Genomic DNA, 16,213 nt, shown 5'->3' with positions numbered 1-16,213 from the left:
CCAGCGGCGCGGCGCGGGCAAAAGCGCGTTCGAACGCCGCGTCGCCGGCGCGGGCGCGCGCGAGCAGATCGGCGATGCGGCCGCGCAGGGCGGGGTCGGTCGCGACCGGCGGATCGACCCGGATCGGCTCCTCCATCGACAACTGCTCGACCGGCCGCGGCGCCAGCGAGGGGAAGGTGCCGCCGCTCGCGCAGCCGGCGACGAACAGGGCGGGGAGGAGGGGAATTAGGAGCACACGCACACAAATTGCCTAGGGAAAGCGATGGGGTTCGGCAACGGACTTGCGCAATCGGAATCATCCCCCTATCTGGCCGTCTCTCTCGGGCGCCCGTAGCTCAGCTGGATAGAGCACCAGACTACGAATCTGGGGGTCGGAGGTTCGAATCCTTCCGGGCGCGCCATTTTTCCAAAACCCAGTAGCCGCTTAGCGGCAGGTCTCTAAGGGCCGTTTGTTAGCTGCGTGCCGACAATAAGCACTTTGTAAGTGCTAGAGCGTGTGGTCCCCGCTCTCCAGAACGAAAGGTGTACAGATCAACCCTGTATGCGTAGGGTCGGTCGCGTGTAAGGGAATCGCGTTGGACGACGGAACGGCACAGGTGGCAAGTTTGAAGACGCTCGCACTCGACTACGAATCGCGCTCTTTCCACTCGGCGATGGCTGTCCATGCGGACTGCTTTGAATGGCTAGGGCGGCTACCTGAAAACACCTTGCACGCCGTCGTCACTGATCCCCCGTATGGCGTCAAAGAGTACAACTTCGATCAGCTCGAAAAGAAGGACAACGGCAACGGGGGCATCTGGCGCATCCCGCCTTCGTTCGATGGTCACGTTCGGTCGCCACTGCCGCGCTTCACAGCGCTCGACCGGAAGGAGCGCGATTCGGTGGATCGCTTCTTCTATGAGTGGGGCAAACAGGTCATCCACGCGCTGCGTCCGGGCGGACATATCTTCCTCGCCAGCAATTCCTTCCTCTCGCAACTCGTGTTTGGCGCATTGGTGAGGAGCGGTCTGGAGTTCCGGGGTGAATTCATCAGGCTGGTTCGCACGCTTCGAGGCGGGGATCGCCCCAAGAACGCGGAAGAGGAATTCCCAAACGTCTGTTCCATGCCGCGCGGCTGCTACGAGCCGTGGGGCATCTTCCGCAAACCACTCCCCGCCAAGATGACGGTCGCTGAATGCCTCCGCACCTACCAAACGGGTGGACTGCGCCGCCTCGAGGACGGCAATCCCTTTAACGATGTTGTGGTCAGCGAGCGGACGCCGAAGCGCGAACGCGACGTTGCTAACCACCCGAGCATCAAGCCTCAGTCCCTTATGCGCCAGGTCGTTCGTGCCTCGCTGCCGCTAGGAGAAGGGGTAATTGCAGACCCGTTCATGGGGTCGGGTTCGACGGTAGCAGCCGCCGAGGCGCTTGGCCTGCAATGCGTGGGTATCGAGCGCTATCAGGACTACTTTGACATGGCGTGCGCAGCCATTCCTGGGCTTGCGAAGGCAGACATACGATCCTTCGTCGCGCGGGAGTCGGAATTGGAGTCCCAGCTGCACCTTCTCTGAACTACATCGGCAATCCGGGCGCGTTGTAAATCCAGTTTGCCATCATCTTGTTGTAGCCTGAGTTCGTCACGCTGGCGGTGATCGTGCGCCGACTGGTCGCGGACCGCCCCGCAAACTTCCAATCGTCTTTTGTCAGCTGCGCGCCGACGACGCGCAGGAAACGAAAGGGCATCGGCGGAACATCGTTGGCCTCATCAACTGCCCGGTTGGCGTCAAACATGACCACCATCAGCCAGCAGGCTTCAGCGTTGTGGCCCTGCCACGCCTTCAGGTAACGCGAGCCCTTCACCTCGATTCCCAATTCGCAATACTGCTGGGAATCGTTGGGGAAGTGCCCGGCGGGGAGAATGTCTGGATGCCCGTTGTGGTAACGGTTCTTCACCACGCCGGGAGCGTGCTTCGGCAGATTCGCGATAAAGAATTCTCCGACGATGCTACTGAAGTTCGCCGGCATCAGCATCGTCTCGAATCGGGGCGAGCCATTCTCGTTAAGCCGAACATTAACCATCTTCATAAAGTCGATGAAGTCGTTCATCGCGGCGCGCACATTCTGGATGGTAACGCCGAAGGGAATGACGGCATTAGGGTTAAAATGCTCAATCTTCACGGGCTCTGGATTGCAGGCCGCGAACTCAATTTCCTCGTCAGTCATTCCGATACGCATTAGCTGAACCTCCCCTTGGAAGGCGCTTCGTATCGGTTCATTCGTCCGCGGGAAAGGGTCTTGCGAGAGCTTACCTTGGGCGCACTGATGTTGTGCGGTGCCCGAGTATCAACATAAAAACGAAGGGCTTCGAGGCGCGGACCCACAGATTCGGTGTCTGCTGGAGCAGTGCTGGAACGACACCGTCACACAGTGTCATTTTGTCCCGTATCAGTGGCGAGTGGGGCAGCAATGGCGGGCTCGTAAGCGGTTATCGTGACCGGGGTCGGCTGCCCGGCCCCGGCCGGAACCAATTCAAATACCTGAGAGGCTTTGCGACCTCGTCGGTCGGTGAAGCGCACGGTCACTGGGACGGGTCTCACAAGGGACTGTCCCTTGAATCGCACGGTGAAGCTGAGGTTTCCATCGGTCTCGAGGGACGGCGCCTCGTTGTGGGCATGGTCAAAGACATAGATCGTGAGCAGTGTACAAGTGGTCCCCAGGTTTAGCAGGCGGAGGTGGTAGACCGAACTACCCTCCTGAATCGTTGTACCAACTTCATGGAGGACGAGGGTCGGAAGCGCCGCTCGACTTGCCTCAGATTCCAGCTGCTTCCGCGCTTCCTGCTCCAACGCCAGTTGCTCGCGTGTAACTCCGACCAGCTCGCGCTGCTGCTCGACGGATTTTTGCAGCTCCTGACCCTGCAGCCATAGCGCATCTGCGCTATGCCGCAGCTCGTGGCCCTGCTGAATGAAACCGAGCACAAGCCAAAAGAACGCGAGCGGGCTGAACGTACCAGCTAGGAAGTCGCCGAGGGCATTAAGCTCTAAACTGCTTACTGAATGGCTCCCTAAGGACACATACAAGATCATCATCGCCAGATACGCGGCGGAGATCACCGCCCCCCAGATCATGAGACGACGACTTATTCGAGGGGGTCGGGGGTTTTGGTACATCACGCTGCTTGCTAGGATTCAGGCAAGGCCATTCATTGCCGCTGCTTGTCCATTAGGCAATGTCTTTCGAAGGATGACCTAGCACCGGTTCCCGTCACCCCCGCAACTCCAGACGCGGTTCGTATGCCAGGTGAGGAGCGCGCGAAGCACGCCGCCGTCGCCACTCGGGCCGATCATATCGTGCCGGTCCAGCACGCCTGCGTCAACATCCGCCCGGATGGACGCTTCAAACGCCTGTAGCGAGCCATAAGCCAGTTCCAGCGGCGACAGCGCTGGCATCCGAGCCTGCTCCAGCTTGCGGAGGCGGGCGCTGAGGCAACGGACGCTCGCCATGTGGTTAGCCGTCCTTGAGCCGTTTGAAGGCTTCGCCTAGCCGGAGCACCTTGATGAGGTTCAGGTCGGCTTCGATCTGGCGAAGCTGGGTTCGCTCCTCATGCTGGGCCAGCAGCTTCTCCTTGTCGTCCTCACCGAGCGTGAACTTGCGCGGCCGATTCTCGTGGTCGTCGTTGCCAATCAGCATGATTGCTGCCCCCGATAGCGATCGAGGAATTCGCCGGCCGTGATTGGGATGACCTCAAGGCACTGAGCCATCTGGTCTGCCAAGTTGACCGCGAAGGCGACCGCCTTGTCGTAGCGCGCAATGGGCTGCGTCAGGAGAAGGTAGCGCCGTTCCGAGCCTTGCACCCATGTCTCTACGAAGGAGTCTTCGGGGAGCGGTTCATAGGCGCACACGAAGTTTCGCTTGGTCGCGATGACGGCCATTAGTTCACCTGCTTCGCTTCAAGGGTGATGATGCGCTGCTCAAGCTCCTCGACCGCACGGATGCCGGCCACGGATTGGATGCATCCGATGAGGGTTCTGCCCGTCTCCGGGTCTACCTTCCCGCCCGCGATGGCTTGAAGGATCTGCTGCGCTTGGTCAGCGAGCGGCAGGTCGTTGCTCAACTCGAAGTGGACCCGCTCCGCTTGCGACTTGATGGGCGGGGCCACGCGGCTGAGGACGATGCCCGCAGCCTGCATGTCGCCCTCAAGCGCCGCGTCGATGACCACGCGGGCAACTGAAGGAGCGTCGTCCGCGAGCGCCTGCGTCACCTTCGTCCGCTTGTCCACAATACCAGGGGGACGACCGCGCGGGTTGGGCGAGGGCATACCCTTCACCCACCGGGCTGGCGCCGGTTCAGACTGAACTATCTCGGTCATTGGCTTCCTCTGATCTCAACAGCGCCCGATCAACCCACGGCCCGGAACGGGGCCTCGGCAGCGTCGCGCGCTTTGCGAAGCTCGGACGCGTAAATCCTGCGCAGCGATTTGGGCTCGGTGATGAACCCGACCGCATCCATCGCGACACTCATCGCCAGACCGCCACGCTGCGCGATCAACTCCTTCGCGCCCTGCATCACCTTGAGGCGCTTCGCGGCGGTGGGGTTCTGCTTCACGTGGTACTCGCGGAGCAGGAGTGCCTGCATCTTCGGGTCGAGGCCGCTGAGCATTGCCGGGGCACCAAGAGCGGCCGTTGCGACGACCACATCACCGCTGGTGATCGCGTCGCGGATTGCGCTCATGCGCTCCCCGGTAGGTAGCTGCTTGAGGTGGGCGCGAACCTCCGCGGGGATGGACCCGGCAGCCGCCTTGCTCTCCACCGGCTGGCTTAACTCCTGCTCCAGCGAGGTGACCGCCTTGTTGAGCCGCGATAGCTCAGCGTCGAAGGCGCGGGTGATCGCGCCCAGCTTCTTCTGCGCGAAGTCGTCGACTTGGATGAGCCGAGCGGCATCATTGAGGGTAGGGTTCTTCGCAGCCGCCGCCTTCGCGTCGTGAATGGCCTTCAGCCCTTCGTAGGCAGTACTGAAAGCCGTTTCGGTCTGGCTGAGGATAGGAGCGACCTCTTCGTCCCAGCCGTCGAGCTGTTTGATGTTTTCAGGATGCAGAGCGGGCGTGACCCGCACGTCGATATTATCAGTGTTCATGTAACCCCCGAAAGCTGATGTTGCTTACGCTGGGCTTTTAGTTAGCGGTGAGCAATGTAGTTCAGCAAGGGCAACAGTACCTTACAGGAAAATAACAGCAAATCGTGCATCTGATGGTCGCGGTACTGCAATGTGGAGCTGCGGGCACGTGACCACATTGGCGGGCGCACATGGCGTCGCTAGAGGTGGCAGATGCCCCTCACATCGACCCAAGTCGGAGCCATCGGCGAGAATCTGCTCATCAATGCGGTGATGAAGGCTAGCGATGGTCGCCTATCGCCCTTCCAACCGCTGGCGGATGACTGCGGGTTGGACGTGCTGTTCTTCGACAAACTGACCGGCAACTCGGTCGCCATCCAGTTGAAGTGCCGGACGGTGACCATCCGCAATCCGTACACTGGGAAGCGTGGAAACAGCGTTCACTTCATGGTGCGGCAAGCGACCTTCAACGAGGCCCGTGCCGCGTACGTCGTTGCGGCCCTAATTGATGAGGCTTTGACGCACTTCGTCACCACATGGTTCATTCCGATGGCTGAGCTTCCGAACATGAGCAAAGCCACAGGGGGACACCTTGTCATTCGTCCGAACAAATCTGCGACTAGCGCAGACAAGTTCACGAGCTACCGCTGCCACACGGCCGAGCAGTTGGCCCAACGGATAATCGATGTGTGCGAGCGAGCGGTTTAGGGCTGTAAGGCTTTAAGCCGCACCCCCTTCCCATTGCTGCCGACCCGTTCACAGGGTCTGTATTAAAGCCTTAAATTCTTAAAGCTGTAGCTTATCTCTATGTTTTTAGCGCTTTAAGAGTCAGTCTAAGCGTTATGAGACCGACCTTAACTGTAAGGCCGGTCTCTCGCTCAGTCACTCTCCACGCAGCAGGCGATACGCTTTGCCATGGAAGCTATGTCTCTCGATTAGCTCGTGTCGGAGCACTTCTCGCACGTACCCGCTGTCAGCCAAGCTCCGCATAGCCTCATCCAGTGCCTTGGTCGGCCCAAGTCTGTGGTTGTGAAAGGCAGGGAGGCTCGCCGTTCGCCTCTGAAGGTAGAACCGGGGGATGATGAGTCTCACTCGCAAATCCTCCGGTACCTTGTGACCAGCGCCTGGAGGGTGGAGCAGATAGTCGCCCATGATCTGGAGTAGCTTCCGTTCACGTGCGTCGTCGCCGCTCCCAATATCGCCCGCGCGCTTGCGCGCCTCGAACATCGCTATGTCGCGAGCCACCAGTGAGCGCGCCCATGCAACGTGTTGAATCTTGATGACGGGCTTGAGGAAGTGGTCGGCGACGGCGAGGAGGCTCGCGATCTTGAGCACCTTAAGGTGCGCACGATTCCAGACCTGCCGCTCCGCGTCCTCCTCTGTCGCGTTGACGTTAGCGATGCACTCTCTCTCGAACGCGGTTAGCCGCTCAAGCGCGTCTTCATTCGGCGTAGCGATGAGCGGGGCAGGAGTGTTGACCGGCCACTGATAGCGGAGCGCGTGGTCAACGAGATTACCCCAGTGTCCCAAGTCGTCTCCGGGAAGTTGCACAGCCCTCCCGTGGTTCGGGTTCGGATAGGGTTTGTCGCCGTCGTAGGAGATGACGAGAAACCGCGACATGAAACCATCCTCCATCATGTCGGCCGTCAGGCATTGGAGGAACGTGCCCGGCGTCGTCTCACCAAGGAACGAGAGCGCCGGCCAGTCCACTCCGAGGAGGTTGTTTTCGGCGTTGCTGTAGAACATTCCCTCAAGGTGCTCTCGCGCGTAGGCGTTGAGCATCAGGGTACGAAATGCCTGCATCGGAGCGTTCGTCGGGTTCGACATCTGCTTCAGCTTCTTGCCGAACTCCCCTTGCAGGTTGAGGAAGCCGGGTTCTCGCAACAGCTCTTTCTGCAGTGCCTGCCCGCTAACGAAATCGACGCTGCGAACGAAGCGGTCGGCCATTGGACGTTCCGCCATTTTCAGCACCCTTGGAATGCCCTTGTGAATGGCATCCTTGCCCGTTCCGCTGCGCGCGACGAGGATCATGTAGAGCGCCAGGTCAACGCCGGTATGCGTCCGATAGGCTCGTCCACAAACGCCCGCGAGCAGCGCAATGGTCGCGGCGATCGCCACCTCGGGGACAGGCGAATAGCTGGTCTCGAATATGAGGCGGGCCATGTTACCTGTCCGACCCGGCGGCCACCCGCACGCAGGCTCCTTAGCGCCGCCTACAGCGCTGATCGGCCGGGGGCCGGTGCTGTCCCCGCTGATGCGCGGCGGCCGGGCTTGTGCGGCGCGCAGGGCCTCGTGAGGATCATCGCCGCGCTCAAGGGCGCATTGCATGACATACCAGCCCTGTCCCTCGTCGAAGTGTTCAAGGTGCAATTTGTCGCTGCTGGTCCCGACAGCCTGTCCTAGGCTACGCATAGCTGCTGGCCTTTCGTCGATGTGGGTGGGCAGTTTCGGAAGGTGATGAACGGCTCGGTGCGTCCCCTTGCACCGAGCCGTTTCTCTGAACCCTGCTTATGGCGGGCTTGCCGATCAGGTACGGCGCGAAAATAGGTCCGCGTTCTCATGCGGATGCCCTGCCGGGCTGCGAGACCATTGGTCTGGCGGGCGACCGCACAGCCGCCGTGTACGCGCTCGTGCTCGGGAACGACCGTCCCGCCAGCCAGCCCATGACTTCAGAGCGTAGATAGCGGACGGGGGCCTGAGGAGCGTCCCCGAGCTTCAGGAACGCCGGGCCACGGCCTTTCGTGCGCCAGATTTCGAGGGTGTTTGGCTTGATGCCAAGCAGTGCGGCGGTCTGCTCATTGTCGAGCAGGTCGTTTAGATCGACAGACGTGTTCACGGGTGACTCCGCAACAAGAACTGAGTTGCGCTGTGATCACCAGCACCAGACGACCGAATGCCGCTCTGGAAGTGTCCGGGTCCTGGGGGATTGGCTACCCTTACTCCGACCGGCTCTAGCTCTCGGAACGATACTTCTTTGGGCGCGCCTCGTTCAGGCCCGGCCCCCGTCAAGCGGGGAGCACACGTAGCTTTAAGGGGCCGCGGGAAAGTCCGGCAAGCGAAATTTCCACGTCAGGTTGCTGCTTCGCCCTCAAGGCCGAACAAGGATCGCTATTCGGTCGCGTGTCCTTCACCGGCTTGCGCGACTTGAGGACCGTCACCGCTTGCGACGACAGGGGAAGCCAGACGGGGTTCCGGTTCTTCGGATCGGGAATGTGCCACCAGCAGTCGGACGGATCATCGTCGTTGATGTTGACCCGGTCCCACGTGAGCGCCGCGCCCTCATTTCGGCGCGCACCGGTGAGCAGGAGGAACATCACTAGGTCGATGCCGGCGAGGGCGTCCGCGTTCTTCGGGGCGAGCCGAGCCTCTGTGAGCAGGTTCCAGAACTTGCCGACGTTGCGGCGGTCGATGTGGCGAGTGCGGGGAGGGGAGGGGCGGAGGTCCTTCTTCAGGATCGAGACTGGGTTGTGCTCAATGATCGGCCTAGACGCGGCAGCTCACGTTCAGCCGAGGACCCAAATGGAATTTTTAAATGGTATGCAGCACACCTTCCCTTTCCTTGCCGGACTGCTCCTGCTCATCGTCGGCCTGTTTGGTGCGCCCGTCGTCTCGTTCATCGGGCTCATCATCGCCGCTTACGGCGTCTATCACATGGTAAAGAACGCGCCCTCCAAGCCGACCTGATCCGGCTTCCCGCCAGGGCTCAGCGTCCACCCTCGAACAACCTGGTGCCCCGAATGCGGTTTACAGCCACTCGGTAAGTGTCTGATACGAAAGGACTGATCCGGGCGAAGGTTTACAAAAAAACCCAATAAAATCAACGACACTGCAAAACTACGAATCTGGGGGTCGGAGGTTCGAATCCTTCCGGGCGCGCCACTCTTCAAATGACGGTTTCAACCGCGTCGCGATCCGCCTGGGCGGATCGGGATGGGTGCAAACGCGTCCGGGTCCGTTGACCCGGACCGGCAGCTGCTCGATCTATATGCGCGCCCGAACCGCCGCTCGGCCATCATGGACCGTGGCTTGCACGAGGTGCAGCTTGCCGCCGGCGAGGTGGAGGACGTGGTCGGCGCGGCGCACCAAGGCGGGGCGGTGGGCGATGACGATGCGGGTGACCGGCAGACTGAGGATCGCGTCGGCGACCGCGTTCTCGGTGTCCTCGTCGAGATTGGCGGTGCCTTCGTCGAGGAACAGGACGTCGGGGTCGCGGTAGAGCGCGCGGGCGAGTAGGATGCGCTGGCGCTGGCCGGCGGAGAGCGCGGCGCCCATGTCGCCGACCAGGCTCTGATACTGCATCGGCAGGCGGGCGATGTCGTCGTGGATACAGGCGAGGCGGGCGGCGACCTGCATCCGCTCCTCGTCGATGATACGGTCGAAGAAGGCGATATTGTCCGCGATGGTGCCGGTGAGAAGGACGTCGTCCTGCATCACCGCGCCGATGCGACCGCGCCAGGCCGCCATCGATTCGGGCGTGAGGCGGCTGCCGTCGACGAGGAGCTCTCCTCTTGTGGCGGGGAGGAGGCCGAGCATGACCCGCATCAAGGTGGTCTTGCCCGCGCCGGACGGGCCGGTGATCGCGACGAGCGAGCCGGCGGGGATGGCGAAGTCGAGATCCTCGAACAGCGGCGGGTCGCCCGGATCGTAGGCGAAGGCGAGGCCGCTGGCGGCGATGGCCGGGCCCGGGAGGGGCTGACTGCGCCGGGTCATGACCAGCGGCTCGGGATTGTGCGCGACGATGTCGGAGAGGCGGTCGAGGTGGAGACCGACGAGGCGCCAGCGCTGCGCCTGCTGGACCAGGGCCGAGGCGCTGGCGGTGAAGCTCGTGCGGTAGGCGATGAAGGCGAGCAGCATGCCGATCGTGAGCTGCTGGCCGATCACCGCGGCGGCGCCGAAATAGACGATCAAGAGGAACTGACCGCCGAACACCAGGCTCTCGGCGAGCTTGAGGCGGATCTCGTAGGTGCCGGCGCGGTAGCTCGCCGAGACGACGTCGGCATAATGGTTGCGCCAGCTCGCCTCGCGCGCCGCCTCGTGGGTGTGGAGCTTGATTGCGCGCATCGCCCGCATCGTCTCCATCAGGTGGGTTTCCTGACGGGCGTGGGCGACGATCTCCTCCTCGGTTCGGCGGCGAAGGCCGGGATAGAGGAGCAGCGAGACGAGGAGATAGGCGCCGGTCGTCGCGACCACGAGCAGCGCCAGCGTCGGGCTGATCAGAAGCATGACGATCAGCGTGGTGATGGCGAGGAAGCTGTCGATGACGACGTTGACGATGCCCTGGGTGAGCAGGTCCTTGATCGGCTCGATCGAGCCGATCCGTGAGAGGAGGTCGCCGACATGGCGCCGCTCGAAGAAGGACAAAGGCAGCCGTATGAGGTGCCTGACGACATTGCCGGCGAGGTGGAAGGAGAGCGATTCCCCGACCGTCAGCACCACCCAGGATCTCAGCGCCGCGATGATCCCGTTGAGCGCGTAGACCAATGCGAACCCGACGAGCAGCAGGGTGAGCAGGTTCTCGTTGCTCTGGCCGATCGCTTGGTCGACGGTGAGCTGGAGGAAGAAGGGTGTCAGCAGCGCGGTGAACTGGAGGAGCAGTGACAGTCCGAGGATCTGCGCCGCGGCGGGGCCGTAATTGTCGAGCCGGCTCCACAGGTCGCTGAGACGGATCCGGGCGCGGGCGACGATCGGCTCGAAGGCGCGGGCGGGGGTGAGCTCGAGGGCGACGCCGGTGAAGTGGCGGCTGACGGTCTTGAGCGGTATCGTGCGGCGGCCGGCGGCGGGATCGAGGATGGTGATGCCGTCGCGGCCGACCGCTTCCAGCACCACGAAATGGGCAAGGTCCCAGTGGAGGATGGCGGGGAGCTGGAGCTGGCCGAGCTCCTCGAGCTCCAGCCGCAGCGCCCGCGGCGCGAGGTTGAGGCGCGAGGCGACCGCCATCAGCGCCTCCAGGGTCACGCCTTTCATCGATATGGGATGGTTGCGGCGAAGGCCGGGCAGGTCGACCCGATGGCCGTGATGGACGGCGACCATGGTCAGGCAGGCGAGGCCGCACTCAGCCGCCTCCGCCTGAAGCACCGGCTGCATGCGCCGGGTCCATGGCCATTCCACCCCGCTCACCGGCCGACCGCCGACGCGAAGGGGTTGAACAGCAATTGCCACAGCGGCCGCCGCTCGAGCTGGATCGCCGCGGACAGGGTCATTCCGGCGCGCAGGCGGCCGGCCACCGAAGCGGCGTCGGGCAGCTGGTCGATGGTCACCCGGATGCGGAACACCGGGCCTTCGAGGCCGAGCGCGCGGTCGAGCGAGGCAGCGTCCACAGGTACGCGCGAGACGTCGCGAACGGTACCGCGGCCGGCGCCGTAGGTCTGGTGCGGAAAGGCGTCGAACAGCAGACGCACCTCCTGGCCGGGCCGGACGAAGCCCGCCTCGCGCGAGGCGGCGTAGAGCCAGATTTCCATCCGGCTGCCGCCGGGAACGATGGTGACAAGCGTGGCGTCGGCACCGGCGCGCTCGCCGATCTGCACGCCGACATGCTCGACGGTGCCGTCGACCGGCGCGGTGAAGACGAGGCCGTCCTCGCGGGCGAGGCCGGATCTTTCCCTGGCGAGGCCTGCACGGCGCGCGCCGAGCTCGGAGCGGCTTCGCTCGGCCTGGAGCCGGCGCTCGGCGACTCCCGAGGTCGCCAGCCGGAGCGAGTCGCGCTGGCCGATGATGCGCTCGTTGATGCTCTCGAGCTCGGCGCGGCGGGACAGGAGGACCGCGCGGCTCTCCTCGACCTGGCGCTGGGTGCCCGCGCCCTCGGCGGCGAGGGCGGCGGCGCGGCGGCTCTCGGCCTCGGCGAGGCGGACCTGACCCGCGGCAAGGCCGCGCTGGCGTTCGAGCGAGGCGATGGTGGCATTGATGTTGGCCTGCTGGCGCTGAAGCGAGGCCGCTTCCTGCTCGGCGAGACGGATCTCGAGCTCCTGCTGGTCGGCGAGCGCGCTGTCCTGAGCGCGGAGCTCCTGGAGCTGCCCGGAAAGCCCGCCGCTGCCCTGCGCCAAGGCGAGCGTGACGAGCGGCGTCCCGGCGCGGACCTGGGCGCCTTCGCGCACCGCGATGGCGCGCACCTCGCCCGGTGCGTTGGACTGCACCCGGGCGATGCCGGCATCGTAGGACACAATGCCTTTCATCTGCGCACGCGCGCCATGCTGACCGAAGATGAGGACGAGGATGACGACCGCCGCGACGGCGGCGAGCAGCCAGACATAGATTGACGAGCGCGGCGGCGTCGCGGCGACGACGGCGCCAGCGAGCCGGTCGCGCCGCGCGTCGATCGCCTCCTGCCTGAACAGATTTGTCGCCATCACCGGGATACTCGCATCGAACCCGGTGCCATAGGCGAGAGGGGATAAAGAGCAGTTAAACGGCGGGAAACCGTCGGCGGCGCGGCGCGCTTAGCCGATCCTTTACCGCGGGCGGCTAAGGCGGATCGCGATGCGTCTGCGCCTGTTCCTGCCCCTGTTCGCCGTCACCGGCTGCGCCCCGAGCGTCCAGCTCGCGACGCCGCAGCCCATGCTGTCCACTGGATGGAGCGTGGCGCCCGGCGACGAGCTGGCCGGCGAGAGCCGCCGGCTCGCCGCTTCCCTGCGCTCCCCGGAGCTGAGCGCGCTGGTTGCCCAGGCGCTTGCCGCCAATCCCGATCTCGGCGCGGCGGCCGCGCGTATCCAGCAGGCGCGCGCCCAGCTGCGCACCGCCCGCGCCGAGAGCCTGCCGACCGGCTCGCTGGCCGTCGGCGGGCGAAGCATCAGGTCCGACGATCCCGGCAGCTCGCCGTTCGATTTCAGCGTGGCCAGCGCCGGGCTCGACCTGTCCTGGGAACTCGACCTCTTCGGGCGCCAGGCCGCGGGCCGTCGCTCCGCCCGTGCGCGCGTCGCCGCGGCGGCGTTCGACCGCGACGCCCTGGCGCTGGTCATCGAGGCCGAGCTCGCCCGCGCCTTCGTCCAGCATGCCGTGCTCAGCCACCGCATCGATCTCATCGACCGCAACATCGCCAGCGCGCGCGACCTGGAGCGGATCATCGGCGTTCGGCTGCGGCTTGGCGCCGCGACGCGGGTCGACGCCGGCATCCAGGCGGTCGAGGTGCGCCAGCTCGAGGTCGAGCGCACCCGGCTGGTTGAGGCGCGCGCACGCACGCGCAGCGCGCTGGCCCTTCTCGCCGGCGCCGAAGCCCCGCTCTTCACCGCCCCCGAGGTGGCGCTCGATGCGCTCTCCGTCCCCGTCATCGCCACCGTCCAGCCGGCCCAGCTGCTCGTTCGCCGGCCCGACGTGCGCGCGGCGGAAGCGCGCATCGCGGCCGCGGAGGGGGACGTCGACCGCGCCCGCGCGGCCTTTCTTCCCTCGATCCGGCTCAGCGCCAGCGGGTTGGGGCAAGCGGCGGCGCTCGGCGGTCCGATCGGTCTCACTGCCTCGATCGGGGCCGACCTGCTGGCGCCGATCTTCAACCGCGGCCGGCTGCGCGGCGAGCTCGATTTCGCCAGCGGCGCGCAGCGCGAAAGCGTCGAGCTTTACCGCTCGGCCCTGCTCTCCGCGCTGCGCGAGGCCGAGGACGCGCTTGTCGCGACCGAGCAGTCGCGCCAGCGCGCCGCCTTGCTCGACCAGATCGTCGAGGAGGCTCGCACCACCGCGCGTCTCGCGCGCCTGCAATATGTCGAGGGCTATACCGACCTGCAGACCGTGCTGTCGGCGGAGGAGCAACTGGTCGCGGTCGAGGATGCGCGTGCGGTGGCGCTTCAGCAGCGCTTCGAGGCGGCGATCGATCTCTATCGGGCGATGGGCGGGCCGGGCGCTCCAGCCGCGGTTGCCGCGCGCCACTGAGCATTCGGACATGACAAGGCCGGCGTCGCCCCGCGGGCGCTGCCGGCCTCGAAATGCAGTTCAGGCTCGGTGCGGGCTTAGCGCACCCGGTCCTCGGCCTTGCCGCCGCCGGTCTTGCCGGAATTGCCGGGCACGCCGTCGTCGCCGCCATTGCCGTAGCCGTTATTGCCCTTGCGGCGGTTCTTCGGCGCGCAGGGATCGTAGCAGGGATCGTAGCAGGACGAACCGGCGCCGCTGACGTGGCTCAGTTCGTGGGTCGACAGTTCGCGCATGTGTTTGGCTCCTGTTCCTTCAGCTTCGCCGGGGCGAAGGCCATTGGGCTGACAGAGGCCATTTCCTTTGCCAACCGCTGAAAACCGGCTGTCCCGCCGCGAAACAACGCTCAGTCAATCGTTATCCGGACGGGAAATTCGCCTGAGGTCCGGGGTCAGCCGCCCGCTGGCGCCTCACTCCGGGACCGTGAGCAGGAGGTCCATCAGGGTCTTGCCGAGATCGTCGCCTGCGGGAGAGCTGAAGTTGGAGAGGACGGCCACCGACCAGGCGCCGTCCCGGGAGGTGAACACGGACGTGCTGACGCCGGCATTGCCGCCGCCGCCATCGTGCCCGAAAAAGGTCCGGCCATTCGCCTCGTTGACCATGAAGCCGAGGCCGTAGCGAAAGGTGCGGCCGCTTGTCCTAAGGTCGCCGAGCATCGCCTCGATGGTCGCGGGCGAGGCGATCCTGCCTGCCGCGAATGCCTGGATGAAGCGGCTCATGTCGCGAGCCGACGCCCAGGTGCCTCCCGGCGGGCCGCCGCGATACGGCACGACGCCGTCATTGGCCCGCCAGTCGGAAATGCCGAGCGGATCGGTGACGTCGTCCTTGATCCAGCCGACCGCGGCGTTGCTCGGCCGAGCCGCCGGAGCGCCGAACAGGGTGTTGGTCATGCCGAGCGGCCTCAGCAGATGCGTCTCGACATAATCGTAATAGCTCTGGCCCGACGCCGCCTCGATCGCGGCCGCCAGCACCAGATAGTTGGCGTTGCTGTACGAAATCCGGCCCTCCCGTGCGGGCCGCGGTTCGCGGTCCGCGATCAGGGCAAGCAATTCGGTCGCGGAGGTATCGTCGCGCTCCATCGCGCGATATTCCGGGCTGAGAATATAGTCCCCGTAGCTCACCCGGTGCCCCAGCAGGTCGCGGATCCGCACCTGTCCGGCGCCAGGCGAAGCCGCCAGGGCGGGCACCGCCTCCGCCACCGTCATGTCGAGGCGGATCCTGCCGGCATCGATGAGCTGGGCGATGGCGGCCGCGGTGAACATCTTGGTCGTCGAGGCGGTATGGAAAGGCGTGTCGGTTGTGGCCGGCACATCCGGCGAGCGCCGCGCCAGCCCATAGGCCCTTTCCAGCACGGGCTCGCCTCGCCGGCTGATCACGACCGCGCCCGAAAAGCGGCTGGACCTCGCGCGCCATTCGAGCTCCCGTTCGATCGCGGCGAGCGCGGCGTCGGCGCTCGCCGCCGAAGCTGGCCACTCCGGCGCGTCGGCGCCGCGCGCGCGGCGATCCGGCCCGATCTGGAAGCCGACCAGCTTGCCGTCGGTAAGGCCGATGATCCCCCTGACGGGGATCGCGCCCCTCCGCGAAGTTCCGGCGAAGCGGACCTGGTCGCCAACCTCGTTCCACTCGGAGACCGCGATTCCGCCGCTTTGGCCGGCCAGCGCCCTGATCCGCGCCGCGAGCTGTTCGGGGGGCTCGAACTCGGCCGCGCGCGGGGAGATGCGATCGGCGATGAAGGCGTCGAGTTCGCTCTGCTTTCCAGGGTCCAGGATGTCGAGGAAGGCGCGGGCGGTCGCGATGTCGACCGCCGACGGCGCGCTCTGGGACGCGGGTTGCGCCAGCAGCGGAGTGGTGGACGTGAGCAGAAGAGCGAACAGAAGCGGCATGCGCATGGGCGGTCCTTTGATGGTTGACGGCTCTCTCCAGGCCGCTCCCGCAAAGCGCGTGCCAGCTGCGCCCGAGAGCAGCGCCGCCGTCCGGGCGGCGGAACTGCCCGATCCTGAACAGCGATGTGCGATTTCGGACAGGATCGCCGCTTTGTTCGCTGGCGATACGGTCAGGCCGTCGAGCGCGGCCTCAGACTGGCTCGCCGCGCGCTACCGGGCGGCGGGAGTCGCGGCTGGCGCGCCGGGGGCCGGCGCCGGGGCCGGGAAGGGCGGGGCGCCGGGCGAGACGCGCGCCAGATAGGCGATGAGGTGGGCGCGGTCGCGCGGGTTCCTCAGGCCGGCGAAGG

17 protein-coding genes, 1 tRNA gene and 1 pseudogene are annotated in these 16,213 nt (G+C 65.2%); 5 read left to right on the top strand and 14 right to left on the bottom strand.

Going from position 1 to position 16,213, the window contains the following annotated elements:
- Positions 1 to 241: pseudogene (locus G7B71_RS14455) on the bottom strand (hypothetical protein); the annotation flags it as partial.
- Between the two features lie 83 nt (positions 242 to 324).
- Here G7B71_RS14455 and G7B71_RS14450 point away from each other — a divergent pair.
- Positions 325 to 401, top strand: a tRNA-Arg gene (locus G7B71_RS14450).
- Between the two features lie 174 nt (positions 402 to 575).
- Positions 576 to 1,553, top strand: coding sequence for a site-specific DNA-methyltransferase (locus tag G7B71_RS14445; RefSeq protein ID WP_207774811.1), 978 nt, complete (start codon positions 576 to 578; stop codon positions 1,551 to 1,553).
- Position 1,554: 1 nt separating this feature from the next.
- Here G7B71_RS14445 and G7B71_RS14440 read toward each other — a convergent pair whose 3' ends face one another.
- The 6 genes from G7B71_RS14440 to G7B71_RS14415 form a co-directional block, all read right to left on the bottom strand.
- Complete coding sequence (locus tag G7B71_RS14440; protein ID WP_166042164.1) at positions 1,555 to 2,205, bottom strand: hypothetical protein; 651 nt, start codon at positions 2,203 to 2,205, stop codon at positions 1,555 to 1,557.
- A 197-nt stretch (positions 2,206 to 2,402) separates the two neighbouring features.
- A complete protein-coding gene (locus G7B71_RS14435; RefSeq protein WP_166042144.1) occupies positions 2,403 to 3,110 on the bottom strand; it encodes a hypothetical protein in 708 nt (235 codons plus the stop codon).
- 379 nt (positions 3,111 to 3,489) lie between these two features.
- Complete coding sequence (locus tag G7B71_RS14430; protein ID WP_166042141.1) at positions 3,490 to 3,672, bottom strand: hypothetical protein; 183 nt, start codon at positions 3,670 to 3,672, stop codon at positions 3,490 to 3,492.
- Positions 3,666 to 3,914 carry a hypothetical protein gene (locus tag G7B71_RS14425; protein WP_166042139.1) on the bottom strand — a complete coding sequence of 83 codons (249 nt, stop codon included), beginning with the start codon at positions 3,912 to 3,914 and terminating at the stop codon, positions 3,666 to 3,668. The genes G7B71_RS14430 and G7B71_RS14425 overlap by 7 nt, the downstream gene beginning before the upstream one ends.
- The gene (locus G7B71_RS14420; RefSeq protein ID WP_166042137.1) at positions 3,914 to 4,351 is read right to left on the bottom strand and encodes a DUF5681 domain-containing protein; all 438 of its coding nucleotides are present in this window, start codon (positions 4,349 to 4,351) and stop codon (positions 3,914 to 3,916) included. Before G7B71_RS14420 ends, G7B71_RS14425 begins: the two co-directional genes overlap by 1 nt.
- A gap of 29 nt (positions 4,352 to 4,380) precedes the next feature.
- Positions 4,381 to 5,115: a hypothetical protein gene (locus G7B71_RS14415; RefSeq protein WP_166042135.1), complete on the bottom strand. Its 735-nt coding sequence runs from the start codon at positions 5,113 to 5,115 to the stop codon at positions 4,381 to 4,383.
- 192 nt (positions 5,116 to 5,307) lie between these two features.
- On the opposite strand from G7B71_RS14415, the gene G7B71_RS14410 reads away from it, so the two are divergent.
- Positions 5,308 to 5,802, top strand: coding sequence for a hypothetical protein (locus tag G7B71_RS14410; RefSeq protein WP_166042133.1), 495 nt, complete (start codon positions 5,308 to 5,310; stop codon positions 5,800 to 5,802).
- Between the two features lie 174 nt (positions 5,803 to 5,976).
- Here the strand turns inward: G7B71_RS14410 and G7B71_RS14405 are convergent, their stop codons facing one another.
- The 3 genes from G7B71_RS14405 to G7B71_RS14395 all read right to left on the bottom strand — a co-directional run bounded on the left by G7B71_RS14405 (position 5,977) and on the right by G7B71_RS14395 (position 8,408).
- Positions 5,977 to 7,464 (bottom strand): DUF3987 domain-containing protein, encoded by a 1,488-nt coding sequence (locus G7B71_RS14405; RefSeq protein ID WP_166042131.1) that lies wholly within the window; start codon positions 7,462 to 7,464, stop codon positions 5,977 to 5,979.
- Positions 7,465 to 7,651: 187 nt separating this feature from the next.
- Positions 7,652 to 7,930 carry a helix-turn-helix domain-containing protein gene (locus G7B71_RS15845; protein WP_166042129.1) on the bottom strand — a complete coding sequence of 93 codons (279 nt, stop codon included), beginning with the start codon at positions 7,928 to 7,930 and terminating at the stop codon, positions 7,652 to 7,654.
- A 169-nt stretch (positions 7,931 to 8,099) separates the two neighbouring features.
- Entirely contained in the window at positions 8,100 to 8,408 is a 309-nt protein-coding gene (locus tag G7B71_RS14395) for a hypothetical protein (protein WP_166042127.1), read from the bottom strand.
- Positions 8,409 to 8,631: 223 nt separating this feature from the next.
- On the opposite strand from G7B71_RS14395, the gene G7B71_RS14390 reads away from it, so the two are divergent.
- Complete coding sequence (locus G7B71_RS14390; protein ID WP_166042125.1) at positions 8,632 to 8,778, top strand: hypothetical protein; 147 nt, start codon at positions 8,632 to 8,634, stop codon at positions 8,776 to 8,778.
- A 297-nt stretch (positions 8,779 to 9,075) separates the two neighbouring features.
- Here the strand turns inward: G7B71_RS14390 and G7B71_RS14385 are convergent, their stop codons facing one another.
- Positions 9,076 to 11,178: a peptidase domain-containing ABC transporter gene (locus G7B71_RS14385; RefSeq protein WP_166042123.1), complete on the bottom strand. Its 2,103-nt coding sequence runs from the start codon at positions 11,176 to 11,178 to the stop codon at positions 9,076 to 9,078.
- Between the two features lie 29 nt (positions 11,179 to 11,207).
- Positions 11,208 to 12,437 (bottom strand): HlyD family efflux transporter periplasmic adaptor subunit, encoded by a 1,230-nt coding sequence (locus G7B71_RS14380; RefSeq protein WP_166042121.1) that lies wholly within the window; start codon positions 12,435 to 12,437, stop codon positions 11,208 to 11,210.
- A 130-nt stretch (positions 12,438 to 12,567) separates the two neighbouring features.
- Between G7B71_RS14380 and G7B71_RS14375 the strand changes: the two genes are divergently transcribed.
- On the top strand, positions 12,568 to 13,947 hold the full coding sequence (locus tag G7B71_RS14375) for an efflux transporter outer membrane subunit (protein WP_166042119.1): 1,380 nt from the start codon (positions 12,568 to 12,570) through the stop codon (positions 13,945 to 13,947).
- Positions 13,948 to 14,024: 77 nt separating this feature from the next.
- On the opposite strand, the gene G7B71_RS14370 is transcribed toward G7B71_RS14375, so the two are convergent.
- Together G7B71_RS14370 and G7B71_RS14365 are read right to left on the bottom strand one after the other, a co-directional pair.
- Complete coding sequence (locus G7B71_RS14370; protein WP_166042117.1) at positions 14,025 to 14,219, bottom strand: hypothetical protein; 195 nt, start codon at positions 14,217 to 14,219, stop codon at positions 14,025 to 14,027.
- 174 nt (positions 14,220 to 14,393) lie between these two features.
- Entirely contained in the window at positions 14,394 to 15,872 is a 1,479-nt protein-coding gene (locus tag G7B71_RS14365) for a serine hydrolase domain-containing protein (protein WP_166042115.1), read from the bottom strand.
- Positions 15,873 to 16,213 lie beyond the last annotated feature (341 nt).

Source organism: Sphingosinicella sp. YJ22 (genome assembly GCF_011320075.1).
In the GTDB taxonomy this organism is placed as follows: domain Bacteria; phylum Pseudomonadota; class Alphaproteobacteria; order Sphingomonadales; family Sphingomonadaceae; genus Allosphingosinicella.
This window is presented reverse-complemented; position numbering and strand designations above follow the sequence as displayed.

Bases quoted from the DNA above. Each gene is read 5' to 3' on its own strand.
- G7B71_RS14440 (WP_166042164.1), bottom strand. From the start codon at position 2,205: ATGACTGACGAGGAAATTGAGTTCGCGGCCTGCAATCCAGAGCCCGTG.
- G7B71_RS14435 (WP_166042144.1), bottom strand. From the start codon at position 3,110: ATGATCTGGGGGGCGGTGATCTCCGCCGCGTATCTGGCGATGATGATC.
- G7B71_RS14430 (WP_166042141.1), bottom strand. From the start codon at position 3,672: ATGCTGATTGGCAACGACGACCACGAGAATCGGCCGCGCAAGTTCACG.
- G7B71_RS14425 (WP_166042139.1), bottom strand. From the start codon at position 3,914: ATGGCCGTCATCGCGACCAAGCGAAACTTCGTGTGCGCCTATGAACCG.
- G7B71_RS14420 (WP_166042137.1), bottom strand. From the start codon at position 4,351: ATGACCGAGATAGTTCAGTCTGAACCGGCGCCAGCCCGGTGGGTGAAG.
- G7B71_RS14415 (WP_166042135.1), bottom strand. From the start codon at position 5,115: ATGAACACTGATAATATCGACGTGCGGGTCACGCCCGCTCTGCATCCT.
- G7B71_RS14410 (WP_166042133.1), top strand. From the start codon at position 5,308: ATGCCCCTCACATCGACCCAAGTCGGAGCCATCGGCGAGAATCTGCTC.
- G7B71_RS14395 (WP_166042127.1), bottom strand. From the start codon at position 8,408: ATGTTCCTCCTGCTCACCGGTGCGCGCCGAAATGAGGGCGCGGCGCTC.
- G7B71_RS14390 (WP_166042125.1), top strand. From the start codon at position 8,632: ATGCAGCACACCTTCCCTTTCCTTGCCGGACTGCTCCTGCTCATCGTC.
- G7B71_RS14385 (WP_166042123.1), bottom strand. From the start codon at position 11,178: ATGCAGCCGGTGCTTCAGGCGGAGGCGGCTGAGTGCGGCCTCGCCTGC.
- G7B71_RS14380 (WP_166042121.1), bottom strand. From the start codon at position 12,437: ATGGCGACAAATCTGTTCAGGCAGGAGGCGATCGACGCGCGGCGCGAC.
- G7B71_RS14375 (WP_166042119.1), top strand. From the start codon at position 12,568: ATGCGTCTGCGCCTGTTCCTGCCCCTGTTCGCCGTCACCGGCTGCGCC.
- G7B71_RS14370 (WP_166042117.1), bottom strand. From the start codon at position 14,219: ATGCGCGAACTGTCGACCCACGAACTGAGCCACGTCAGCGGCGCCGGT.
- G7B71_RS14365 (WP_166042115.1), bottom strand. From the start codon at position 15,872: ATGCGCATGCCGCTTCTGTTCGCTCTTCTGCTCACGTCCACCACTCCG.